Origin of the sequence: Acetobacterium paludosum, assembly GCF_008086595.1 — a bacterium.
GTDB lineage: Bacteria > Bacillota > Clostridia > Eubacteriales > Eubacteriaceae > Acetobacterium > Acetobacterium paludosum.
This window is the reverse complement of sequence record NZ_RXYA01000015.1, coordinates 31,175-55,169: the sequence shown is the minus strand read 5'-3', so window position 1 is coordinate 55,169 and position 23,995 is coordinate 31,175. Positions and strand designations below refer to the sequence as shown.

The 23,995-nt window shown below is 39.5% G+C and carries 19 protein-coding genes and 1 riboswitch; of the genes, 2 read left to right on the top strand and 17 right to left on the bottom strand.

The window, feature by feature from the left end; genetic code table 11:
* Positions 1-67: 67 nt before the first annotated feature.
* From FZC41_RS14575 to hpf, 9 genes are all read right to left on the bottom strand, one after another.
* Positions 68-2,434: a homocysteine S-methyltransferase family protein gene (locus tag FZC41_RS14575; protein ID WP_186855157.1), complete on the bottom strand. Its 2,367-nt coding sequence runs from the start codon at positions 2,432-2,434 to the stop codon at positions 68-70.
* Between the two features lie 134 nt (positions 2,435-2,568).
* Positions 2,569-2,671: riboswitch (SAM riboswitch) on the bottom strand.
* 62 nt (positions 2,672-2,733) lie between these two features.
* On the bottom strand, positions 2,734-3,180 hold the full coding sequence (locus FZC41_RS14570) for an RrF2 family transcriptional regulator (RefSeq protein ID WP_148568176.1): 447 nt from the start codon (positions 3,178-3,180) through the stop codon (positions 2,734-2,736).
* Positions 3,181-3,354: 174 nt separating this feature from the next.
* Positions 3,355-4,086, bottom strand: coding sequence for a UPF0280 family protein (locus tag FZC41_RS14565; protein ID WP_148568175.1), 732 nt, complete (start codon positions 4,084-4,086; stop codon positions 3,355-3,357).
* A 4-nt stretch (positions 4,087-4,090) separates the two neighbouring features.
* Entirely contained in the window at positions 4,091-4,495 is a 405-nt protein-coding gene (locus FZC41_RS14560; protein WP_148568174.1) for an NIL domain-containing protein, read from the bottom strand.
* Positions 4,492-5,658, bottom strand: coding sequence for a homocysteine biosynthesis protein (locus FZC41_RS14555; protein WP_148568173.1), 1,167 nt, complete (start codon positions 5,656-5,658; stop codon positions 4,492-4,494). Before FZC41_RS14555 ends, FZC41_RS14560 begins: the two co-directional genes overlap by 4 nt.
* A 51-nt stretch (positions 5,659-5,709) precedes the next feature.
* Positions 5,710-6,805 (bottom strand): peptide chain release factor 2 gene (gene prfB, locus FZC41_RS14550; RefSeq protein ID WP_243136732.1). Its coding sequence is split into 2 segments (ribosomal slippage): positions 5,710-6,729 and positions 6,731-6,805, totalling 1,095 coding nucleotides; the frame shifts between segments, so codons are not numbered across the junction.
* Positions 6,806-6,859: 54 nt separating this feature from the next.
* Complete coding sequence (gene secA, locus FZC41_RS14545) at positions 6,860-9,367, bottom strand: preprotein translocase subunit SecA (protein ID WP_148568171.1); 2,508 nt, start codon at positions 9,365-9,367, stop codon at positions 6,860-6,862.
* Positions 9,368-9,530: 163 nt separating this feature from the next.
* Positions 9,531-11,252, bottom strand: coding sequence for a DUF5317 domain-containing protein (locus FZC41_RS14540; protein WP_148568170.1), 1,722 nt, complete (start codon positions 11,250-11,252; stop codon positions 9,531-9,533).
* A 260-nt stretch (positions 11,253-11,512) separates the two neighbouring features.
* The gene (hpf, locus tag FZC41_RS14535; RefSeq protein WP_148568169.1) at positions 11,513-12,046 is read right to left on the bottom strand and encodes a ribosome hibernation-promoting factor, HPF/YfiA family; all 534 of its coding nucleotides are present in this window, start codon (positions 12,044-12,046) and stop codon (positions 11,513-11,515) included.
* Between the two features lie 586 nt (positions 12,047-12,632).
* On the opposite strand from hpf, the gene cls reads away from it, so the two are divergent.
* Positions 12,633-14,096, top strand: coding sequence for a cardiolipin synthase (gene cls / locus FZC41_RS14530; RefSeq protein WP_148568168.1), 1,464 nt, complete (start codon positions 12,633-12,635; stop codon positions 14,094-14,096).
* A 227-nt stretch (positions 14,097-14,323) separates the two neighbouring features.
* Here cls and hydG read toward each other — a convergent pair whose 3' ends face one another.
* The 8 genes from hydG to cdaA all read right to left on the bottom strand — a co-directional run bounded on the left by hydG (position 14,324) and on the right by cdaA (position 23,356).
* Complete coding sequence (gene hydG, locus FZC41_RS14525; protein WP_148568167.1) at positions 14,324-15,742, bottom strand: [FeFe] hydrogenase H-cluster radical SAM maturase HydG; 1,419 nt, start codon at positions 15,740-15,742, stop codon at positions 14,324-14,326.
* Positions 15,743-15,754: 12 nt separating this feature from the next.
* Positions 15,755-16,801: a [FeFe] hydrogenase H-cluster radical SAM maturase HydE gene (gene hydE / locus FZC41_RS14520; protein WP_148568166.1), complete on the bottom strand. Its 1,047-nt coding sequence runs from the start codon at positions 16,799-16,801 to the stop codon at positions 15,755-15,757.
* Complete coding sequence (locus tag FZC41_RS14515; RefSeq protein ID WP_148568165.1) at positions 16,794-17,072, bottom strand: TM1266 family iron-only hydrogenase system putative regulator; 279 nt, start codon at positions 17,070-17,072, stop codon at positions 16,794-16,796. The genes hydE and FZC41_RS14515 overlap by 8 nt, the downstream gene beginning before the upstream one ends.
* Before the next feature lie 479 nt (positions 17,073-17,551).
* The gene (locus tag FZC41_RS14510) at positions 17,552-18,796 is read right to left on the bottom strand and encodes a DUF1015 domain-containing protein (protein WP_148568164.1); all 1,245 of its coding nucleotides are present in this window, start codon (positions 18,794-18,796) and stop codon (positions 17,552-17,554) included.
* An 85-nt stretch (positions 18,797-18,881) separates the two neighbouring features.
* Entirely contained in the window at positions 18,882-20,051 is a 1,170-nt protein-coding gene (locus tag FZC41_RS14505) for a phosphoglycerate dehydrogenase (RefSeq protein WP_148568163.1), read from the bottom strand.
* Positions 20,052-20,080: 29 nt separating this feature from the next.
* Complete coding sequence (gene serC / locus FZC41_RS14500) at positions 20,081-21,169, bottom strand: 3-phosphoserine/phosphohydroxythreonine transaminase (protein WP_148568162.1); 1,089 nt, start codon at positions 21,167-21,169, stop codon at positions 20,081-20,083.
* 143 nt (positions 21,170-21,312) lie between these two features.
* Positions 21,313-22,524 carry a CdaR family protein gene (locus tag FZC41_RS14495; protein WP_148568161.1) on the bottom strand — a complete coding sequence of 404 codons (1,212 nt, stop codon included), beginning with the start codon at positions 22,522-22,524 and terminating at the stop codon, positions 21,313-21,315.
* Entirely contained in the window at positions 22,514-23,356 is an 843-nt protein-coding gene (gene cdaA / locus FZC41_RS14490; protein ID WP_148568160.1) for a diadenylate cyclase CdaA, read from the bottom strand. The genes FZC41_RS14495 and cdaA overlap by 11 nt, the downstream gene beginning before the upstream one ends.
* A 194-nt stretch (positions 23,357-23,550) precedes the next feature.
* Here cdaA and FZC41_RS14485 point away from each other — a divergent pair, with 194 nt between their 5' ends.
* Entirely contained in the window at positions 23,551-23,985 is a 435-nt protein-coding gene (locus FZC41_RS14485; protein ID WP_148568159.1) for a CBS domain-containing protein, read from the top strand.
* Positions 23,986-23,995 lie beyond the last annotated feature (10 nt).

The following is a 23,995-nucleotide window of genomic DNA, read 5'->3' as shown; positions in this document are numbered from 1 at the left end:
TATCGCGAAAATCCATACCCAATCCAAAGAAATAATTAGCCTTGGTTATCAATCTTGTTACGTTGTCTTATCCAAATACTTTTTTTGCAATAGTTGCTCCTTCTCGGGCATCTTTGCCAAAATAATCCGCTCCGATAGTTTTAGAATATTCGGGATTCAGGACCGCACCACCTACCATAACCAGTGTATTCGGGCATTGTACTTTGATCTTATTAATTGTGATTTCCATGTTCTTCACAGTTGTTGTCATTAAAGCGCTGAGTCCAACCAACCGGATGTTTTCATGTAGAATTACTTTAATCATTGTTTCAGCTTTCACATCCTTGCCTAAATCGATAATTTCATAACCATAATTTTCTAAAATTACTTTGAGAATATTTTTTCCAATATCGTGGACGTCACCTTCCACCGTCGCTAAAATGATTCTTCCCTTTGCGACTTGGATTTTTCCATCTTTTTTCATGGTATCCTTGATCACTTCAAACGCCTTTTGAGCTGTTTCCGCCGCGAAAATCAAATTCGGCAAAAAACACTCTCCGGTTTCAAAAGCATCCCCAACCGCATCCAGCCCGGGAATTATTTCATTATTGATAATATCCAATGGCGCTCTTGTTTCTAGTAGTATCTTCGTTGCATTTGCCGCCTGATCATCAAGTCCTTCTTCAATGATTTCTTTCAGACTTAATGCATCTTTAGTCTTTTCTAAACCCGTTCCGTTTAACGTACTCTCTTTATAGGTGTTTGCATAAGCAATACATTGTCGGTCCAATCCCGATAAAGCCCGAAAAGCGTTAATGGTATCCATCATATCTTGATCACTTGGATTCATAATCGGGTTTGTTAATCCCGCCTCCAGAGCCAAGCCCAAAAAGGTTCGATTTAAAAGCTCGCGATTTGGCAGCCCGAAGGAAATATTCGAGACGCCAAGAACCGTCGGAACACCAAGATCATCATGTATTTTTCTAAGCGCAGCGATTGTTTCTTTAACCTCTGCCTGCTGAGCTGAAGCGGTCAAAGCCAAACAATCCAACAGAATATTTTTCTTGTTTATATCAAATAGCTGTGCACTATCAATAATTTTTTTGGCAATGGCAACACGCTCTTCCGCTTTGCCGGGGATGCCATTTTCATCCATGGTTAAGCCTAAAACCAGGGCTCCATATTTTTTGGCAAGGGGTAACAATGCGTCCATGGAACTTATTTTTCCATTAACCGAATTAATAATGGCTTTCCCTGGATAACTCCGCAATACTGCTTCTATCACTTTCGGGTTTGATGAATCAATTTGCAGGGGGCAGTCAACCAATCGGCTGACGGTCACGACCGCATTTTTCATCATTTGTATTTCATCGATGCCAGGCAACCCTAAATTGATATCCAGGATATGCGCGCCATCCTTTTTTTGATCAATGGCCAATTGTGACAATACCGATAATTCTCCGCGACGAAGAGACTCTTTCAAAACCTCATTTGTCGTGGGGTTGATGCTCTCCCCAATCACATGGATATCATTTCCCAATATGACGGTTTTGGTGTTTGATGAAACAAAGGTTAAACCTTTATCTTCAACTTCAAAGAGGGGCAAATTCCTGGTTGTTTGAATCATTCTTTCGATATAGGGCGGGGTCGTCCCGCAGCACCCACCTAAAACCAGTGCCCCCATTTTCGCTATTTCTACCATGTATCCGGTAAATTCTTCAATATCGATGTCAAATACCGTCTCCCCATTAACCATATGCGGAAGCCCGGCATTCGGCTCCACCATAATCGGCACACTGGCATAATGAATAAGATCCTTAATAATCGGCAGCATGCCATCTGGTCCGGTGGAACAGTTAATTCCGATCACGTCTGCTCCCAATCCTTCTAGAATGCTCACCACGGTTAACGCATCGGTACCTGTTAAAGTGCGTTTGTTTTCCTGGTAAGTCATCGAAACGATGACCGGTAAATCTGACACTTCTTTAGCGGCAATCAGGGCTGCCCGAGCCTCGCAGATATCCGTCATTGTTTCAATCATAATCAGATCTGCGCCAGCCGCTTCTCCCACTTCAATGATTTCTTTAAAATAATCCACAGCTTCATCAAAGGACACTTCTCCAAAAGTGCCAATAAGGGTACCCAAAGGTCCGATATCGACTGCTACATAATCCGGGTGAAGTTCCTTAGCATTTTTTACTCCGGCTGATACCAATTGACTTACCGTAAAATCAGTATTATTAAGTTTATAGCCATTTATTCCAAACGTATTGGATAATATAATATTTGCCCCAGCATCGATATATAATTGATGAATTTCTTTGATCACTTCAGGGTGGGTTACATTAAGCACCTCCGGTATCGGCCCGATTATATCCAATTTATCCTGGAGTAAACTCCCCATTGCGCCATCTAAATAGAGTCGCTTGTTCTTAAGTATTTCTTTTATATTCACTGATTTTATTCTCCTTCTAAAATTTTTCAGCACACTTCACAGGATTCTGTGCGATTACCGGGCAACCATTTGGTGATTGCTTTCTCCCATCAAAAAAACCTCGTCTATGCGACGAGGCTAATGATTTTCATTAAACCCCATCATTGCGAACTTTCAGAAATTCGCTGGTATTGGCACCATGCTTGCGCTGGTTGCCGGGTTTCATAGGGCCTGTCCCTCCACCTCTCTGGATAGGTAAATATTCAATTGTTTTTATGAATGATACACTTCAATTCAATCTTTGTCAAGCACTGGATCTTTTAAATATAAAACATGAATCCTTGATCTGAACTGTTTCTTTCTGCTTCTGATACGAGATCGGTTAAGGTAATCTCTGCCAACGTGGATTTGATCGCACTGTCCAATGGATCATAAACTGTGTTTTTCATCGCTGCCTCTATTTCAGGCGCATTTTTCACGATAGATTCTTCGGTATTTTCAAAAAGAGACGTTTCAACCGCAGACAGTATTTCTAAAACAGTAATTCGATAAGGAACGCGCGCTAATTGATAACCGCCATGAGAACCTTTTACAGAGGTTACGATTCCTCCCCGTTTAAGCAAAGAAAAAACCTGTTCCAAATATATTTTTGAGATACCAAGTTTGTCTGAAATACTTATCAGAGTCACGTATTCATTTTTATTATAACATTGAGCCATGTTCGTTGTTGCAGCCAGCGCATACCGCCCTTTTGCTGATATTCTCATATTAACACTCCATTTCATACATCATAAGTATGTAATCATAATAAATGAAATTGGACAGATTGTCAAGCAAGTTTGGTTATGCTTTTAAACAGATAATTTTATTAATTCAAAAAAAATGATTCTTAATGATACAACTGAATTAAAGATCATTTTTAAATCTTTTTAAATTTATTATTAGCACAATTCAATTTCTCCCCAGGCCCCAAGCTGATCCTCAATGAGAATAAGCACTCCGAGTATCCCGGGAATTTTGTTTGCCCATTCAATCCCTTTGACCACATCTTCCGGTTTCTTTATGCGATTGCAAAGAGCCGTCGCTGCCGCATCCGCCAATGGGATATTTTCACTGAGAACCGTGACAGCATCAGCCTTTCCAAAACTTAGGGAATGCCCCATCATCCCTGAAGAGGTGCAAATCCCCAAAGCCTTTTCGCGCGGTTTTATTTTTAAACTAAGATCCTGAAACTGAGAATTTCCGGTATGAATAGCGATCCGGCGTATCTTACTTGTCTTGATTAAAAGATCCCCCCCATTTTCCACAATAATTTCTTTAGAATAGGGTTCCAATCGTTTCCCGACATATTTTGATACCGCACCTGCAACTGCCGCCATTGGGCCAACACCGGTCATAATTCCGGCCATCAACATATCTGCAACAATCGGAACAGCCAATCTATCCGCCTTAAGCGGTATCAGCGATTCGATAAAATTCGGATGCGTGATGTTATAATCGAAAATGGCTTTTCGAAGCTGTTGAACCTCTTTTAAAACAAGTTGAGATAACATCGGTTGATTTACTTTTCCATCAATGCCGATAAAAAGGTCGGATTCGAATTCGAGGACCTGGAAATATTCCAGGTCCTCGGATTTCATTTGATTTCGATAGGTTCGTTCTTCATATGCCATCTGATCACATGACCGCATGAATCGCCCGCATTGGACAAGCTTTCACGCATAGCATGCATTCAAGACATTTATCTTCATGGTGAATCAATGACCAGTTTTCATCCATCTCAAGGGCATTGACTGCACAAACAGCTGTACAGGCACCACACGAAATACATTTTTTTTCATCGACAACCACCATCGACTGGACTTCTTTTACCCCAATTTGGTTTTCCCGAAGAAAAACGATTCCGGCATTAAGGTCGTTCGCCTCGCCTCTAATCTCCAGCAGAAGCGTTCCTTTGATATTATCATCAATCAGCGCTTTAAGAATGCTAAAATCAAGATTATAGGTTTTTATTAATTCCATCGCCATCGGCTTGCCTGTGGCCACTTTAGGAAAGGATAGCAATATTTTTTTTGTGATCATCGCGATTCTCCTTCTTTTATTTCAAGACCTTTTAAGGCATTCCCTATGGGGAATGTCTGAATCGGTTCTTGAAGGAAAAATTTGCCCTTTTTGATCCAATGATTGAGCTCTAAAGCAATTTCTCTTGCTACTTTCAAACTCGACATGGGTGATGTTTTTATAATTTTTCCATTAATGTCCACCGACCCGCTTCTGAGTTCAGCATAACTCACTTTTTTCAGAGTCGGATGCCCACCTTTAGAAACACTATAGTCGAGAACATTGGTGTGGAGGTCTTTATTTTCAACCGACACGAAGGACATCATTTCTTCATTTAATATTGGAATCGGAATCCCAACGCCGACAAACATCGACGTACCATATTTTTCATACACCGCTCCTCGGATATATGCAGGATTCATCTCCTTCATATTGCCGATCAAGGCTAGTGTCGCTCCTGGTGTCGTCGGATATCCTTTTTCATCCCTTTCGCAGGCGGTATTAAATTGAGTACCCATCCAGGAGACATATCCCTGAGCGCCGCCCAGAAAAATCCGGGTACCCATACCGATTGTTTTTAATAACGGGTCATTAAGGAGTGGACTTAATTCTCCAGCGGTACTGTAGGTGATATTCCCCATGTTCGGTTGCAAAATCCCCATATAAGTGTAGATTCGTTTGCTGGATGTATTGATGGCCGCATTGTAATTCTGATAACAGTTTCTGGGATTAAATAAATAAGCTTCATTTAAATCAGCCAGGGTCACCCAGGTATCGATTTCTTTTCGGGGATAGCAGTCGGTTCCCGGGGATTTCGCTACTAAATGCACCTCTTTCCCGGCAATCAAATCATTGATAACATGAGCTCCGCCATATTCTATTCCTCTGTCATTAGATGGCTGAGTGGCGCCTAAATAAGTATCGACTGCAGCTAAACCGCCGCTTGCCACGACTCCATTTAAGGTAATCTCAGCCATCCGAATGGGTGGATCAGAATGGCCGAAATTAAGGAATGCCCCGGAGGAACACATGGGACCAAAGGTAGCCGTGGTCACGACATCCACATAATCTGCCGCTTCTTTAACGCCCCGTTTTTTTACAATATCAATTACTTCTTCTGCCGTTACTACGACAGCTTCGCCTTTTGCGATTTTCTCATTTATTTCTTGATAGGTTTTTGCCATTTTCCCCTCCAAAATTCTTCATGTTTACAAAATCGACGCTACCCGGTTGTCTCAAACAACCATTGTATTGAGATAAGCATTCATAAAACTATCCAGCTCACCATCCATAACACTTGCTACATTTCCGATCTCCACATTTGTTCGATGATCCTTAACCATCGTATAGGGATGAAACACATAAGAACGAATTTGGCTACCCCAGGCAATTTGACTGTAATCCCCTTTAATATCCTCAAGCCGATCCATTTTTTCCTGTTCCAAAATTTCCACAAGCTTACCTTTTAACATTCCCATGGCCACTTCCTTATTCTGATGCTGGGATCGCTCATTTTGACATTGAACCACAATTCCAGTTTTAAGATGGGTAATTCGTATTGCTGAATCCGTTTTATTGATATGTTGTCCACCGGCCCCACTGGCTCGAAAAGTATCAATCCGGATATCATCAGGCAATATTTCTATTTCAACAGTTTCATCCACCTCAGGGGAAACATCCAACGATGCAAAGGATGTATGCCGACGACCGGATGAATCAAAGGGAGAAATTCGCACCAGTCGATGCACCCCACGCTCTGTTTTTAAATAGCCGTATGCGTTCACCCCTTCAATCAGCAGAGTAACGCTTTTTATTCCAGCCACATCACCAGGTTGAAGATCCAGGGTTTTTACTTTATACCCTTTTTTTTCTGCCCAACGGGTATACATCCGCAGTAACATTTCCGCCCAATCCTGGGACTCCGTTCCACCTGCTCCCGGATGAAGGGAAATTATCGCATTATTGCTGTCATATTCTCCGGAAAGAAGGGTCTCAACGCGAAAGCGATCTAATTTTTCACTAAGCTCATTGATGGCTTCTGCAAACCCTTCCAATTGCTCCCCTTCTTCCACCAATTCAAGCATGACAAGAACGTCATCCAGCGACTCCGCAAGGGCGTTGTACTGATCAACTTTCAGCTTTATTAATTTTAATTCCTTTAGAACAATTTGAGCGCTTTTTTGATCATTCCAAAAATCAGCGCTTTCTGTTTTCTTTTGCAGTTCTTCTATTTGACCAACCAGTTTGGCTAAGTCAAAGGGAATCCCCCAATTCTTTTAGTTTAATTTCCATTGCATTAATGATTTGTTTTTCTTCATACAAATCGATCACAACGATCACTTCCTTCCTGTTTTATACTCATTGATTACCAGCTAAACAATACCCTTAAGCGCCGCAGCATTTTTTATATTTTTTTCCACTTCCGCAAGGGCAGAGATCGTTACGTCCCACCTTATTATGCGAAGTGGCTGGTCCAACCGGTTTTCCTTCAATTTCATTTTCATTTGTTTTCATCTGACTGAAATCAACTGATTTGTTTGTTTCTTCAGCCGGAACTACTTTGATATTTAAATTAAAGAGATATTTGACTGTATCTTCTTGAATTCTCAAGACCATGTCATCAAAAAGATCAAATCCTTCTTTTGTATATTCTTTGACGGGATCTCTTTGTCCATATGCTCGAAGACCAATTCCCTGTTTAAGCTGATCCATATTATCAATATGTTCCATCCAGGCGGCATCAACACTGCGAAGAAGAATCATGCGTTCAATATTCTGAAGCTGTTCGAGCCCTAAAAGTTCCTTCTTTTCGTCTAAAACTTTTCGGCATTCTGCCAGAATTGCTGCTACCAATACTTCCCGGTTTTCCGGTTTTTCAGGAAGTACCAGGCGGTCTTTTGGAAGTACATTTGTCTCAAGATGCTTAGTTAATCCTTCCAAATCCCAGTCATCATAATATTCGCCTTCGCTGGTGAATGAATTGACATAGGCACTAATCAGGGTTTCTGTCATACTCCAGATTTCGTTTTCCATATCTTTTCCATCAATAACTTCTTGACGTTGTTGATAAATAATTTCTCGCTGACGGTTCATAACATTATCGTATTGAAGCACATGTTTTCTGATGTCGAAGTTGCGTCCCTCCACCCGTTTCTGCGAATTTTCAATTCCTCTGGTCAGCATTTTATTTTCGATGGGCGTTTCTTCATCCATTCCCAGCGTTTCAATCATACCCTGAATTTTTTCAGATCCAAAAACACGCATTAGATCATCTTCTAATGATACAAAGAATTGTGATGATCCGGGATCGCCTTGACGTCCAGCACGGCCGCGAAGCTGATTATCAATTCGGCGACTTTCATGACGTTCCGTTCCGAGAATATGCAACCCACCGACATCTGTAACCCCGTCTCCCAGGACAATATCCGTTCCACGTCCAGCCATGTTGGTGGAAATCGTCACCGCGTTCATTTGTCCGGCGTTGGCAACAATTTCGGCTTCTTTTTCAAGATGTTTTGCATTAAGCACATTGTGCTTGATCCCTGATCGCTTCAGGTAACCGCTGAGCAGCTCGGATTTTTCAATTGAAATTGTACCAATTAGAATCGGCTGTCCGGTTGCATGACGTTTCTTGACATCTTCCGTAACGGCCAGGAATTTTCCTTTTTCGCTTTTATAGATCAGATCATTCAGATCCCGTCTAATCAATGGTTTATTCGTAGGAATGGTGATAACATTGAGGTTGTAAATCGTCTGGAACTCATCTTCTTCTGTTTTGGCCGTCCCGGTCATACCGGAAAGCTTTTTGAACATTCTGAAGTAATTTTGGAACGTTACGGTCGCCAGTGTTTTTGATTCCCGATTAACTTTTACGTTTTCCTTTGCTTCAATGGCTTGGTGCAAACCGTTGGAATAGCGGCGCCCCGGCATTAATCGTCCGGTAAATTCGTCAACGATAATGATTTCGCCATCTTTTATCACATAATCTTTATCCTTTGACATTAATGTGTTGGCATGAAGCGCCTGGTTAAGATTATGAGCGATTTCCATATTTTCCATATCGGCTAAATTTGTCAGATTGAAATATGTTTCTGCCTTGACAATTCCCTCATCCGATAACATAACTGATTTTGCCTTTTCATCTTTGATGTAGTCATCTTCTTTTAGGGTTTTTACAAAGCTATTGGCTAAAGCATATAACTTTGTACTTTTATCGCCACTGCCGGAGATAATAAGCGGTGTTCTCGCTTCATCGACTAAAACACTGTCGACTTCATCGATAATGGCATAGTTTAATTCCCGTTGAACCTGCTGAACTTTAGTGCCCGCCATATTATCCCGCAGATAATCAAACCCAAATTCATTATTGGTTCCATACACAATATCACAGGAATAAGCATCGTTTTTTTCCTGGAATGACAACCCATGAACAACAAGACCGACTCTCAGGCCTAAATATTCATGAAGTTTTCCCATCCACTCGCTATCTCGTTTGGCGAGGTAATCATTGACGGTAACGATATATACCCCATGTCCATTCAATGCATTAAGGTAGGCTGGCAATGTTGACACCAGGGTTTTTCCTTCCCCAGTTTTCATTTCTGCAATGTTTCCCTCATGCAATGCCATTCCGCCAAGCAGCTGTACCGGAAAATGCTTCATCCCCAGTACTCTGTCTCCGGCTTCACGGACCGTTGCAAAAGCTTCTACCAACAAATCATCCAGGTCTTCTCCCTGGGAAAGACGTTCTCTGAGTATCAGGGTTTGTCCCTTTAATTCATCATCACTCATCGCCGCATAATGACTCTCAAGTGCTACGATCTGATCCACTTTTTTTTGCATGCGTTTTAATTCTTTTCTGTTACTATCAAATATCTGGTCTAAAATTCCCAATCTATTCTCTCCTTCTTAACTTTTCTGTCAAATAATCATATATTTTAACAATATACTAATCTTCATTATAACATACTCCCTTAAATGATACTTTATAAAATTTAAAAAGGGACTGTATTTTTTTATATACAGTCCCCATCGTTTATTTATAAATGTTCAATTATTACTTTTTCTTTCGCCAAAACGCAACATCTTTGCCATCTAATTTCAATTCAACTAACTCATATCCCGCTTTTTTTCGTTCTTCAATCGTTTCTTGAAAAGTTCTTCGTTGTTCATCATTCATATTTGCCAAGAGTTTTTTTTTGTCCTCTTCCGAACTTTTATAAACTTTTCCCACGACAGGCTCTGTTACCTCTTCAATCTCCTTGAAGGGGATAGCCATTTCCTCATCATGGGCTGGAACTAATAAGCTTTCCGTTTCCTTGTTGCTTTCTTTAATGGACTGCTTTCGTCGCTGAGCTTTGCGTTTTTCATCCTCGATATTGAGCCGCTGCCAAACACTGAGCATTTCATCTTCAGAAAATTCTTCTTCCTCCGCACCTTTACTCATAACGATACTTTGGTCTTCATTTTTTTCACTGCGTAATAAAAATGGTTGATCCAATTCGGTCAGCTTAAAACTCTCAACAATTCTTAAATCTGATCCCGGAACTGATTGCGGTGAAGTTAATGGATCATGGAGTGATTGAGCCGTCCGGTTTAATTCCATTTCCCGCATTTGAAGTTCTAGTCGTTCTTTTTCAACAGCTAGTTTTTCTTCATAATACTTCTTTGTGAAAAATCCAGCATCTTCGCTGTTGAGAATCTCTTCCATATCAGCTGCTTCTAATTCATTATCGTCTTTACCGGAAACGTAAGTGCCGACTTCTTGTATATTACTGATTACCTTTGTGCTGCCATCATCAATAACATCCATGATTCGTGTTTCCTGAGTCATTTCGTCATTCACAATAATTTCTTCGGTTTCAGTTCCAATCTCTGACTCGATTTCACTTAATTGGGCTGGAACAATACCTGTTTCAAAATCGCCAACTGGAAGCACCATCGTTTCATCTGGACTGGCGATCGCTTCATTTGGCAGGACCATCGTTTGATCCGCACTGGCAATCGCTTCATTTGGAAGGACCATCGTTTCATTTTCATCACGATCCCCGTGAATAGCACCGGTCGCTGCCATATCCCGGTAAAAATCTTCAATATCCGTATCCTCTTGACTATCCTGCAGGGTAACGCCTTCAATATCTTTTTCGTCATCGCCGAATATTCCTTCATCATCGGCATTTTCCATGCTCTCATCATGAATGAAGGATACTTTTTTATTCATAACATACTGAATAAAGCCTACCAGCCCTAGCAATGCTACAATTGTTCCAGCGCTGACACCTGCAACTGTTCCGTAAAGACTCATGACCATCGGCACATAGGGCACTGGTAACGGAAGATTAATTCCCAAAAACCATAATAGCGTATTGGGTTGGATTAATGAATAGATTGGACTTAACCCCTGCGTAATCTGCTGACCAAAAGCTGTTGGTAAGAGATCAATCACACCTTGAGAAACCGGCATGTGTCCGCCATTAATAAAAATGACCACAAAATTAGCAGTTACACCCATCGCCATAAGGATGACCCAAAAATCGTCTAAATTAAAGACAAGCATCACTAGAATCAGTATATAACTCGCAAAATTTACAATTTCCAGATACGGTTCAATGACTGGAATTCCACCCGTGTAGATATAAAACCGTAGAGCAATTTGTAACACCAGCCCTAAAATTCCTACCGGTAATAAAGAAATTTTTCTTACCTTAAAACCATGGAGACTTCCTCTTCGAATTTTTCCAATTAAAAAGCCTAAGATAATTGCAATAAGTATTAACATATTTGTTTCAACCCCACTATTTATTCATAATTCTTTCTATTATATTATTAGGTATACTTCATCTGCTTTTTTTAATGAAATAAACAAACCCTGTTATACGCATAGGTCTATTTTAAAGCAAAAGAAAAGTTCTGTCAAAACTTTATGCCCAAATTCGAAAATAATTTTCTATTTTTAAATTAACATCATCAAAAGCACCCCTTAAAACAACTTTTCAAGGGGTGCCCATCATTAATTTCAATTTTTTTCTTAAGAAAGCTTTAGAAAGTGGGCTCGATTAAACCGTAATTCCCATCTTTACGCATATAAACCACATTAACATCATCGGTATCTCCATTTAGAAATACAAAAAAGTCATGACCAATCAACTCCATCTGTAATGTGGCTTCATCCACAGTCATTGGTTTCACTGCAAATTTTTTCGTTCGCACAACTTTTGCTTGAAATACATCCTCTTCTTCAAGGGATTCAATTTCTTCAAAATTAAGTTTTACCGCTTCGTCCTGATTTCGTTTTTGTAATTTTGTTTTATGTTTTCTGAGTTGACCTTCCAGTTTATTAACAGCATTCTCTATGGAAGTGACCATATCCTCGGATCTTTCTTCAGCTCTCAAAATTGTTTTCCCAACTGGAATAGTAACCTCTAACATTTGATAATTTTTTTCCTTGCTAAATGTTGCATACACTTCTGTATCTTGTCCAAAGTAACGATCAAATTTTTCGAATTTTTTCTTTAATGTTTCTTTTAAACCTTCTGATACATGCATATTTTTCCCGTAAATTGTAAATCTCATAACGACAACTCCTTTCAAAAGGTCAATCTAATTCGTCAATACGACACCATATCGTGGTATACGAATTCTATTCTTATTATACCTAATTATATCCCCTTTAGTCAAAATCATTTGTGTCAAATTCTTGTCACAAAATATCATCAAAGAATACGCTTTCATTCATTTAACAAAAAGATTTTGTCTCAGTTGACCTGGTCTTTTCCCCCACACTCGCCAGCAGGAAGTTTAGCTCAGTGTTAGCATCACAACTCCTCCTCTCGGCATTCGCCGGCTGGACTTACTTCTAAGATGCACCATGATCAACAATTCGCTATTGAATTGTCTTACGTGGATCGCTTCGCCTGCATCTGGCTTCGACTTTCAACCACAAACCTGAGACTTCATCTATTATAAGATTAGATTCGCGAAAATGTCAAGTGAAATCCATACCATAGAAAAATACCGTTCGATTGCATTGCCTCTATCAAACGATCCGTAACCTGAAAAACCACCGATCCTAATAATTTACCTCTCATGATCTCTAAACCCTGCGATAATCTTAAATTTATGTTATAATGTTAACCATTATATTTAGGGAGGTTTCCTGATGTCTTTTGGTTTATCAGCAATTATTTATTTACCTATTTTTGTTATTAATATTTCACTAACCTTTACCATTATCTTTTTAGAACGAAAGAATCCACAAAGCACCTATGCGTGGCTACTATTTTTATGGATGTTTCCGATTATAGGATTCCTATTCTACCTATTTTTTTCACAGAATCTGACTAAGCGAAAAATTTTCAGGTATAATACCCCTGAAAACATTCGATATCATCATTTGCTACGGCAGCAGCATGATTTACTTTCAGAAATTATTTCTATTAATCCTGAAAGTCCGATTGAAAAGTATCAACATTCCATTGAGTTTCATTTACGTGTCAGTCAGTCACTCTACACAAACAATAATGATGTCGAGATTTTTACCGATGGGCACAAAAAATTCGAGGCGTTATTTCATGCCATGGAATTAGCCACTTGCTCCATCCATGTCGAATATTATATTATTAAAAACGACTCCCTTGCCTTGAGAATGATAGAAATTCTGACACGTAAAGCATTAGAAGGTGTCGAAGTGCGACTTCTTTTTGATGCGATGGGCGGCCGATATCTCCCTCATTCAATCATCGAAGCTTTTAAATCTGCCGGTGGACAAATCGGGGCATTTTTCCCGTCGCTATTTAAAATGCTCAATCTGCAAATCAATTATCGTGATCATCGAAAAATTGTGGTCATTGATGGGAACACCGGTTTCGTCGGTGGTTTCAATGTCGGGAATGAATATTTGGGCCTTAACTCCAAAATGGGATATTGGCGGGATACCCATCTAAAAATAACCGGCTCTGCTGCCTATGAACTGCAGCTTCGTTTTCTTTTGGATTGGCGGGCAAGCTCCTGTGAAGAATTGCTCATTGACGATGAAAAGCTCAGTGCCTATTTTCCTCTGATTCCCCAAAAATCCGGCGTCGGAATCCAGATTGTATCCAGTGGACCTGATAAAGTCAACCAGCAGATCAAACAAGGGTTTTTAAGAATGATCACTAATGCAGAAAGCTATATTCTCATCCAGTCCCCCTATTTTGTACCAGATGAAAGTATTCTCGAGGCCTTGAAAATAGCTTTATTGTCAGGCATCGATGTGCGCATTATGATTCCCAACAAACCTGACCATATCTTTATCTATTGGGCCACCCTTGCCTATGTAGGTGAACTGATTGAATACGGAGCTAAAATTTTCATTTATGAAAACGGATTTTTACATGCCAAAACCATTGTCGTGGATGACGCTGTCTGTTCTGTCGGTTCCTGTAATTTTGATATTCGCAGTTTCAGGCTCAACTTTGAAACCAATGCTTTTATTTATGACCGAAAAGTCGCGACTCAACTTAAAAATATATTTGTTAACGATATTAAACAATGTACCTATTATGACAAAGAACGCTATCATAATCGCAGCAAGACAATAAAAATAAAAGAGTCTATTTCACGATTGTTTTCACCGCTCCTCTGATCTTAGCAGTCACCACTGTGTATTGTCTTCTAAACTATCAGTAAGGCTTCACACTTCTTCAACTTGAAATATTGGTAATCGCCTGCATTCAGAAATAAAGCCACTTCACAATTCACCCCAAATCAACATAAGGCCAGTTATTCATCTAATTGTATGCAAGCAGTAATGACCTACATACAACCAGAATGAATAACTGACCTTGAATTTTGTGTGCCGTTAGGATCTAATTAGAAACGGAAGTCTCGTTTTCCTTCATTCAACTCCGTTAAATGAGCAGATGCAATACCACGAACTTTATCATTCGGAATCGATGCGAGCTCTCTCTGAATCGTTATTTCACCCTTTGCTTTTGTGTCAGGAGAAGCGTAGTCCTCCAAATATTCCTTCAATGTCATAATGGCATTGGGCTGACAGCAATTGGCAATCTGTCCGGATTTTACCAGTTTCATGAAACGGTCTCCGGTTCGTCCCTCTCGGTAACAAGCGGTACAAAAACTGGGTATATGGCCCATGTCTAACAGCCAGTTGACAATTTCATCCAGTGTTCTGCTGTCACTGACATCAAATTGAGCTGAATTTTGATCTTCCGGTTCCGGTACATCGTAACCGCCGACACTGGTGCAGGAAGCTCCACTGATTTGAGAAACGCCCAATTTTAGGACTTTTTCCCGAACGGCCTTGGATTCTCGTGTTGATATGATCATTCCGGTATAAGGTACCGCAATCCGAATAATAGTCACAATTTTCTCAAATATTTCATCCGAAATAGCATTGGAGAAATCAGCGGTATCAATATCATCTGCTGGACAGATTCTGGGAACGCTGATGGTGTGCGGTCCAACACCCTTGTATGCTTCCAGATGCTCGGCGTGCATCAACATTGACACAAAATCATAGCGATACATGTTAAGTCCAAAGAGAACGCCAATCCCGACATCATCAATTCCGCCTTCCATGGCGCGATCCATGGCTTCGGTATGCCAAGCGTAATTATGTTTAGGACCAGTTGGATGAAGTTCTTCGTAATTTTTTTTGTGATAGGTTTCCTGGAAAAGGATATAGGTGCCAATACCTGCTTCTTTAAGCTGATGATAGTCTTCCACGGTTGTCGCCGCGATATTGACATTAACTCGGCGAATATCGCCATTCTTATGATGAACACCGTAAATTGTATTAATACTTTCGAGTATGTATTCCAGAGGATTGTTCTTTGGATCTTCTCCAGCTTCAATAGCTAAACGCTTGTGACCCATATCCTGAAGTGCGATAACTTCCCTTTTTATTTCTTCCTGGGATAATTTTTTACGTGTGATGGTTTTATTTTTATGATGATAAGGGCAATAAACGCACCCGTTTATGCAATAGTTTGATAAATATAAAGGGGCAAACATAACAATGCGGTTTCCATAGAAATTTTTCTTAATATCTTGTGCCAGCGTCACCATCCGTTTGTTTTGATCCTCAAGTTCACAGGCTAATAAGACTGCTGCCTCGCGATGACTGACGCCTTTGAAATCATAGGCACGGTCGATAATACCGCTGATTAAAGCTTCATTTCTTTTATTTTCTTCAGCATAGGCTATTGTCTCCAAAACTTCCTGATCATCAATAAATTCTTCAGCTTTGCTTGATTTTACGTTATACATTTTTTCTCCTCTTTATTCTGTTTTATTAGGATAATCGCCACGATTATTAACGATTTCATAACCAATCGATTTCATTCTTCCACTTAAACAGACTCGGCATTCAGCGGCCTCATCACCGGTGCAAATTTTATTATCATACAGACTGTAATCTTTTCTAACCGCAACCGGCGATAAATTAGGCATGACGACATTGGCTCCGGCCAAAATACCAAATTCCCGACCTTGCGGGTTAATGGTTCCCAAAGCGGTCGTTGCCGGTATAAGTGCTTTGGGCAGCATCAGTCTGAGAATTGAAATAAGTAAAAGCGTCTCTTCTAAAGTGCCGGGCTTTACGTCCTTGTAAGGTGTCTGCTGATGGGGTATGAAAGGACCGATGCCGATCATCTCAGGATCTAATGCTTTAATGAAAGCTAAGTCCTCAATAATATTTTCCACTGTTTGATGCGGAGATCCAACCATGAATCCGGTGCCAACTTGAAAACCGATCTCTTTAAGATCTTTTAAGCATCTTTTCCGATTGGCTAAACTCAACTCTTTAGGATGGAGCTTCCGATAATGCTCTTCATTAGCTGTTTCATGACGAAGCAAATAACGATTCGCGCCTGCTTTGAAAAAGGCCTGGTAAGTTTCTTTTGATTTTTCGCCAATCGATAACGTGATTGCACAATCAGGATATTCTTTTCTGATCTTTTGGATCATATCAACCATTTGATCATCGGTAAACTCCGGGTCTTCCCCGCCTTGCAGCACAAATGTCCGAAATCCTAATTCATATCCGATTTTACAGCATGCTAAAATTTCTGTTTCTGTCAAGCGATATCGGTGAGCTTCCTGATTACTTCTTCTGATTCCACAATAATAGCAGTCATTTTTACAATAATTGGTAAATTCGATCAGTCCCCGGGTATAAACATCATTACTGTAAGTTTTGGTCGAAACCTGTCGCGCTCTTTGCGCTAGTTCCTGTCGCAATTCTTCGGTGTTGTTTTCCAACAGCCACTTTAGGTCATCACTTTCCAGGTTTTGCTGTTCTTCCAGCTTTTCTATAATCTTATTCATTTTTATCATCTGCTGCTTCGTTTTTCGGTAATTTTGAATAGACTGTTTTTATACTGACACCATCGATCATTCCTAATTTACCGGACAGAGAGCTAATCACATCTGTTGATGCATCAATCACTAGACTGATCACCGACACATTCCGCTGATGGTATGGAATTCCCATTCTTCCGACAATGTATTCGCTATAGTCATGAAGAATGCAGTTTAATTTTCCGACTGCCTCTTTTTTTTCCACTACGATCCCAATGAGACCAATTCTTGTTTCCATTGTTTCCTCCTTCTTCTCGACAAGTCACCTTCTCTTCAAAAGCCACCATAAGAAACACGTTTAGCGAACTTCTTATGGTCCGTGGCCATTCGCCAATTGAGCACAAACACTCGTTTGGTTCATTGCCTTCACGAAAAAAATCCCTGCACCGCAAGGGCACAGGGAAAACACGCAAACACCTAAACCACTATCTATAGTGGTTTTGTGTGTAATGACACATGATTCTCTCGCCTTTCCAATAGGGACTAACCCTCATGGCATCAGTACGATAGCTTTTTAATTAATTATTAATTGCTGTTTGTTGTCTGAATCAGGGTCGCCCTCATCTTCCAACGCACTTTACCTGAAAAGGATATCATATTTCGCTTTAATGCACAATCAATATGTAGGATAAAATTTTGCATAAAAAAAGAGGTGTACGATTAGGTACTACCTCTCAAACTATTTTTTCAACAAATAAATATCTTTTACCGCCCTATTTAAGAAAGTTTATGGATAAACAATCCACTTCTTAATTTTGGCTCAAACCATGTTGATTTTGGCGGCATCAGCAAATCAGCATCGGCAATATTCATCAGCTCTTCAATGGATGTTGGATACATCGAAAAAGCCAGGGTCATGTCGTCATTCACACGGCGTTCCAGCTCTTTCAAGCCGCGAATCCCACCGACAAAATCAATCCGCTCATCTGTCCTTATATCGCCAATTCCTAAAATTGGAACGAGCACATTATTTTGAAGGATTGCCACATCCAATGAATTGACCGGATCAGCCAAATCATAGACACCTTCTTTAACCGTCAACAAATACCATTTATTATCAAGGTAAAGGCCAAAGCTTCCTTTTTGCTGGGGTTTGACTGCTTCTGACCCACGATCTTCAATTTCGAATTTTTCGGAAAGAGCATTTAGAAACTCCTCGATGCTCAATCCATTTAAATCTTTCACCACCCGATTATAATCCATAATATAAAGCTGCTCATCCGGAAATAAAACCGAAAGAAAATAATTGAATTCTTCTTCTCCAGTATAATTCGGGTTTGCTTCACGTCGCATTAAACCAACTTTTACAGCCGAGGCTGAACGATGATGCCCGTCTGCGATGTATAAACTCTTCACATTTTTGAATTTTTTGACGAGTCTATTAATCATCGAATCGTCATCAATCACCCAAGCGCGATGGATAATTCCATCTTCTGAAACAAAATCATAAACAGGAGCATTCTCTTTTCGCCATTTATCGACGATAACATTGATCGCATCTTCGCCTCGATAGGTCAGAAAAATAGGGCCAGTATTGGCATCGCAGGCATTCACATGCTTGATCCGGTCTTCTTCTTTATCAGCCCGGGTTAACTCATGTTTCTTGATCGTGTTATTTAAGTATTCATCAATGGCTGTGCAAACGACCAAGCCAACTTGGCTTCTTCCATCCATGATCAATTCATAAATATAAAGGCAATCCTTATTATCCTGGGTCAATGCTTTTCGATAAAAAAGCTTATCCAAATTTTTTCTTGCCGTTTCATAAACAAAAGGATCATCCATTTTCATTCGATCATCCAAGGTTGTTTCTGGGCGATCGACCCTTAAAAAAGAGTCTAGTTTCCCTCGCGCCGCAGCTGCTGCTTCTTTTCGATTATAGACATCGTAAGGAAGCGCTGCTACGTCCTGAGCCTTTTCCGGAAAAGGACGAACAGCTTTAAAAGGTTTTATTGTTGCCATTTTTTCCTCCGCTTTTTTAATAAAGAAGTGGTCTTCATTGGTCTGAAGCCACTTCTTTATTAATTGTTTTTATTTATAATCTTGATTATTTAATAATCCGAACTCGGGCAACGCCCGCAATGCCTTTTAAAGCAGTCTTCACATTTTCCCCAACATTACTGTCAACGTCCATCATGGTATAAGCCCATGATCCCTTGTTTTTATTGGTCATAACAGAAATATTAATATCATTATCTGCCAAAACTTTTGTGATTTGTCCTAACATGTTGGGAATGTTGGCATGATTGATTGTAAGACGGTTGGTTGATTCGCAAATACCCATACTGCAATCCGGATAATTGACTGAATTAATAATGTTCCCATTTTCCAAATATTCTTTCATTGAATTAATCGCCATATCTGCACAATTTTCTTCACTTTCAGGGGTTGATGCCCCTAAATGAGGAATACAGATGACATTTTTCATTTTAAGAAGACGTTCATTAGGAAAATCAGCTACATAGGTGTCAACAATACCTTCTTCAATCGCCTCTTCCAATGCATCATAATTCACAAGTCCGCCGCGAGCAAAGTTAAGTAATCTCAGCCCTGGCTTTGCATCTTTTAATAAATCAGCATTGACAAAATCTTTTGTTTCTTCCATATAAGGAACATGCAGGGTAATATAATCGCAATTTTTGAAAATGGCTTCTTTATTTACCGAACGTTTTACTTTTCGGCTCAAGCCCCAGGCATTGTCAATGGAAATAAATGGATCAAATCCATAAACCTTCATTCCAAAATCAACAGCCATATTCGCAACAAGAACACCAATGGCGCCTAACCCGATAACGCCTAATTTCTTACCGTATAATTCAGGACCCGCAAAGGTACTTTTTCCTTTTTCGACCAGTGCTGGTACATCTTCACCCTTATCGGCTAAGGTCTTTGCCCATTCGATACCATCTACAACTTTTCGTGAAGACATCAGCATCCCGGCAATGACCAGTTCTTTTACGGCATTGGCATTGGCTCCCGGAGAGTTGCAAACAACGATTCCTTTTTTTGAACATTCTTCTAAGGGAATATTATTAACTCCAGCTCCGGCTCGTCCGACAAATTTCACACTATCCGGAATATCCATATCATGCATTTTAAAACTTCTTAATAAAATAGCATCTGGATTTTCTGGCTGATCCAGCACTGTATATTTTTCATTCAATGCTTTCAACGCTTTTTTCGAAATATTATTGAGTGTCTGTACTTTATAGTTCAACGTATTATTTCCTTTCTTAGCGAAAATGCCTAGGCATTTTCTTTTTCAAATTTCGTCATGAAATCAATCAATGTATCGATTCCTGCCATCGGCATTGCATTATAAATGCTTGCTCGCATCCCGCCAATGCTGCGATGGCCTTTTAAATTTTCCATCCCGGCTTTTTTACTCTCTTTAACGAAGAGCGCATCTAATTCGTCAGAACCGGTAACAAAAGTTACATTCATGATCGAACGGTCTTCCGGCACAACCGGTGCTGTGAAAAGTTTACTGTTATCGATAAAATCATATAATTTTTTTGCTTTTTCTTTATTGATTTTTTCCATCGCTGCTACGCCGCCCTTTGCTTTAACCCATTCATAAACGAGTTTGCAGATATATATGCCATAGCATGGTGGTGTATTGTAACAAGAATCGTTATCCGCATGGATCTTATAATTAAGCATCGTTGGTGTGATGTCTTTGGCATGGCCGATTAAATCTTTTCGAATGATAACGGCGGTTACCCCGGCTGGTCCCATATTCTTTTGGGCCCCGGCATAAATCAAGCCAAATTTTGACACATCATATACTTCTGATAATATATTTGAAGACATATCCCCAACTAATGGAACATCTCCGGTATCCGGTAAATTATCCGGTCTGAACCGTGATCCATAAATAGTATTATTAACACAAATATGGAAGAAATCAGCATCTGGCGTAAAATCTTTAGAATCAACCTTTGGTATATAGGAAAAGGTTTTATCCTCGGAAGATGCAATAACCTTTGCTTCTCCATAACGAGCGGATTCTTGGTAAGCCTTCTTTGCCCAGCTGCCGGTAACCATAAAATCAGCTTTATTGCTCTTAGACAAAAGATTCAATGGAACCATTGCAAACTGTGTTGAAGCTCCGCCTTGCAAAAATAAAATTTCGTAATTATCTGGAACATTCATTAATTCTTTATAAAGACTTTTAGCTTCTGCTAGAATATCCTTAAAATAAGATGAACGATGGCTCATCTCCATCACGGACATTCCTGAATCCCCATAAGATACCATTTCATCGGCAGCTTTTTGCAACACTTCTACTGGTAGACATGATGGTCCAGCTGAAAAATTATAAACTCTTTTCACGTTTAATTTCCTCCTTAAAATAATGTTTTGGTGTGAGTAGCCCTTTTCTTAAAAAACTACTTCAGATTATTATATGTTAAATTAATATCAATTGCAAGATCCCTATGTAATTTAATGCAATTTTTTGCAATTCTCTTTTTTTATCATTCTATCGTTACCGTCGTTTTTGCCGGAGTGATTGATTTTACTAAAGCTTGCGATAAGTTCGTCTGAATTGGTAATTCATATTCACCCGGGCCGAGATTGGAGCAGTCAACAAAGGCATCCATCTGAGAGGCATTTTGACTATTTATGACGCTGTTTGCTCCTTCCAATTTCAGTACGACCTTTGAATCTTTAATTTTTGAAACAACCAGGCCTGCGCCTAAATTAGTCACATTTACTTTATCCAAGGTAAAACTTTTTGCTACTGAGCTTTCAATATTTACGGTTACTTTCACTTTACCACTGTTATCTAAAAAATAACATCCCGTTGGCGGCGTCAAATTAACATCTTTGGTAAATGTTTTCGATTGTTCGGATACATCAATGGCATCCATCGGAATCGACTCAATCGAAGTGAGAAGATCTTCTTTTGCACCAATCACTACCTTTGAAGGTTCTACCTGGACGCCAGCAACACTATAGCCACTGGCTGGATTTCCGGATATTGATGGACTGATGCTAATGGATTTTGTTTTTCCGAGAACAATCTCCACCGGAACAACATTTGGTAATATATCCACATCATCAATGGCATTTCCCGAAGCATCATAAGCTGTAACCGTCAAGTGTTGCGTTGTATCCTTGGTTAAGCCATTAACATCGGCTGTTCCCGTTATTTTATCAATTCTCGCCAGTGAATCTTCTGGGCCTTCCACTTCAACCTTTTCAGTAGATTTTGCCGATATGACCGAAAGATCATTTGCCGGAGTTCCTTCCAGCACAATCGCAACGTCCAGATCCTCTTTAATAATATTGTCCACCTGAATTTGAAGGGTTGTCGGATTCATACTGGTGACGATCACTGAATTCGGCAAACCCTTTACTGCAATTTCCAACTCATAGGTGCCTTTTTCACCAATGTCACTTAAGTCTGCCTCTGCTGTTATATCTTTCATGCTGATGTTTCTAAGATTTTTATCCGTACCTTTTACCTGCAAATTAAGATAATAATTTTTATCTTCTGCTAGAACCAAGTTTTTTCCCGTTAATGTATCCACATTTGTGAGTGTTATCGGTATGCTGTTGTACTCCTGGGTGATCAGCATATCTGAATTTCCATTAACAATGAACCAAAGTGTAATTGCAATCCCGACTGCAATAAAAAGACGAATGAGTTTTTCATATAACGGGATTTTCTTTTTATTTACCATCTTTTTTCTCCCATAATTTATAAAACCATCCGTAGTTATTGCCTTCTTCTTTTACGCTAAAGTTTTCTAAAATAACCTGTTTAAGCATATCCGGGATAACATCCTGATAAAGTGTCCCTTTTAGAGCATAAGATATATAGCCCGTTTCTTCAGAGACAATAACAACAATCGCATCTGATTTTTCCGTCATTCCCAAACCTGCCCGATGCCTCGTTCCAAGCTCACTTCCAAGGGCCCGATTATCAGAAAGTGGCAATAAACACCCGGCAGCTCGAACTTGACTGGACCATAATTTAAGGATCACAGCACCATCATGCAAGGGGCGATTGGGGGTGAAAATATTTTCAAGCAACTCGCTGCTGATATCGGCATCCAGTTCAACGCCCGTCTCCACAATATTGTTAAGGCCCGTATTTTTCTCTAAGACAATCAGCGCACCTGTCTTTTCTTCTGCCAGGGCCATAACTGATTTAATCACTTTATTAACGTCTTTAATTAAAAAATCCATCGATGGCTTTTTTAACAATCCCTTGAATAGTCGGTTATTACCCAGTTGCTCCAAAGCGGAACGAAACTCAGGCTGAAATACAACCACAACCAAAATAAAAGCCCACGTAAATGCACTTGTGATAATTAAATTTAAAGTTGTAAATCCCAACCATGAACTGAGCGGTGCACAAAAAAGCAACAGGATCAAGCCTTTAAATACCTGTTCTGCCTGTGTTCCTCTAATCCACAGCAATAGCTTATATACTATTAAGGTGATGATAACCACTTCTATGAAACTGTTGACTGTTATTCTTGATTGTATATATAATAAAAATTCCTGCATATTGTATTCCCCATTTATTCGTTATGTTAATTATACACTAACCATCCCTTTACGCGAAAATAAAAATGTTTTTTTTCATATTATTACAGTCATCGTTAAGAAAAATCATTAAGGGATTTTTTTAAGAATCATGTTAGAATGTTTGAACAACATATTTCTAAAAATATTTAGTAAAGAATAAGGAGCTCTTTTCTATGAAAAACCATTTATTCTATTTATTACCAAAAAGTGACACCGTCTTTTTAACCAATACCGATTCATTTCAGCAAGCGTATAACATGTTTATTATTACAAATTATACTGCGTTGCCAGTCATCAACAAAAAAGGACAGTATATTGGCACCATTTGCGAAGGTGATCTCTTAAGATCCTTAAACTTAAGTTTAACACACCCTGAAATTGATTTAAATTCTTTTAAAATTAAAGATGTCGAATTCAAAACAAAAGTTGAAGTCGCTCGGATCAATGAAAGTTATGAACATTTAGTTGAACTCGCGGTAAGCCAAAACTTTATTCCTTTGGTTGACGACCTCGGTATTTTTATCGGAATTTTACGCCGTCAGGAATTAATTAAAGAATTAATCACTTTATTACCAAATAATGATTCCGCTCTCGAAAAAGCAGAATAAAAAAAGGCTG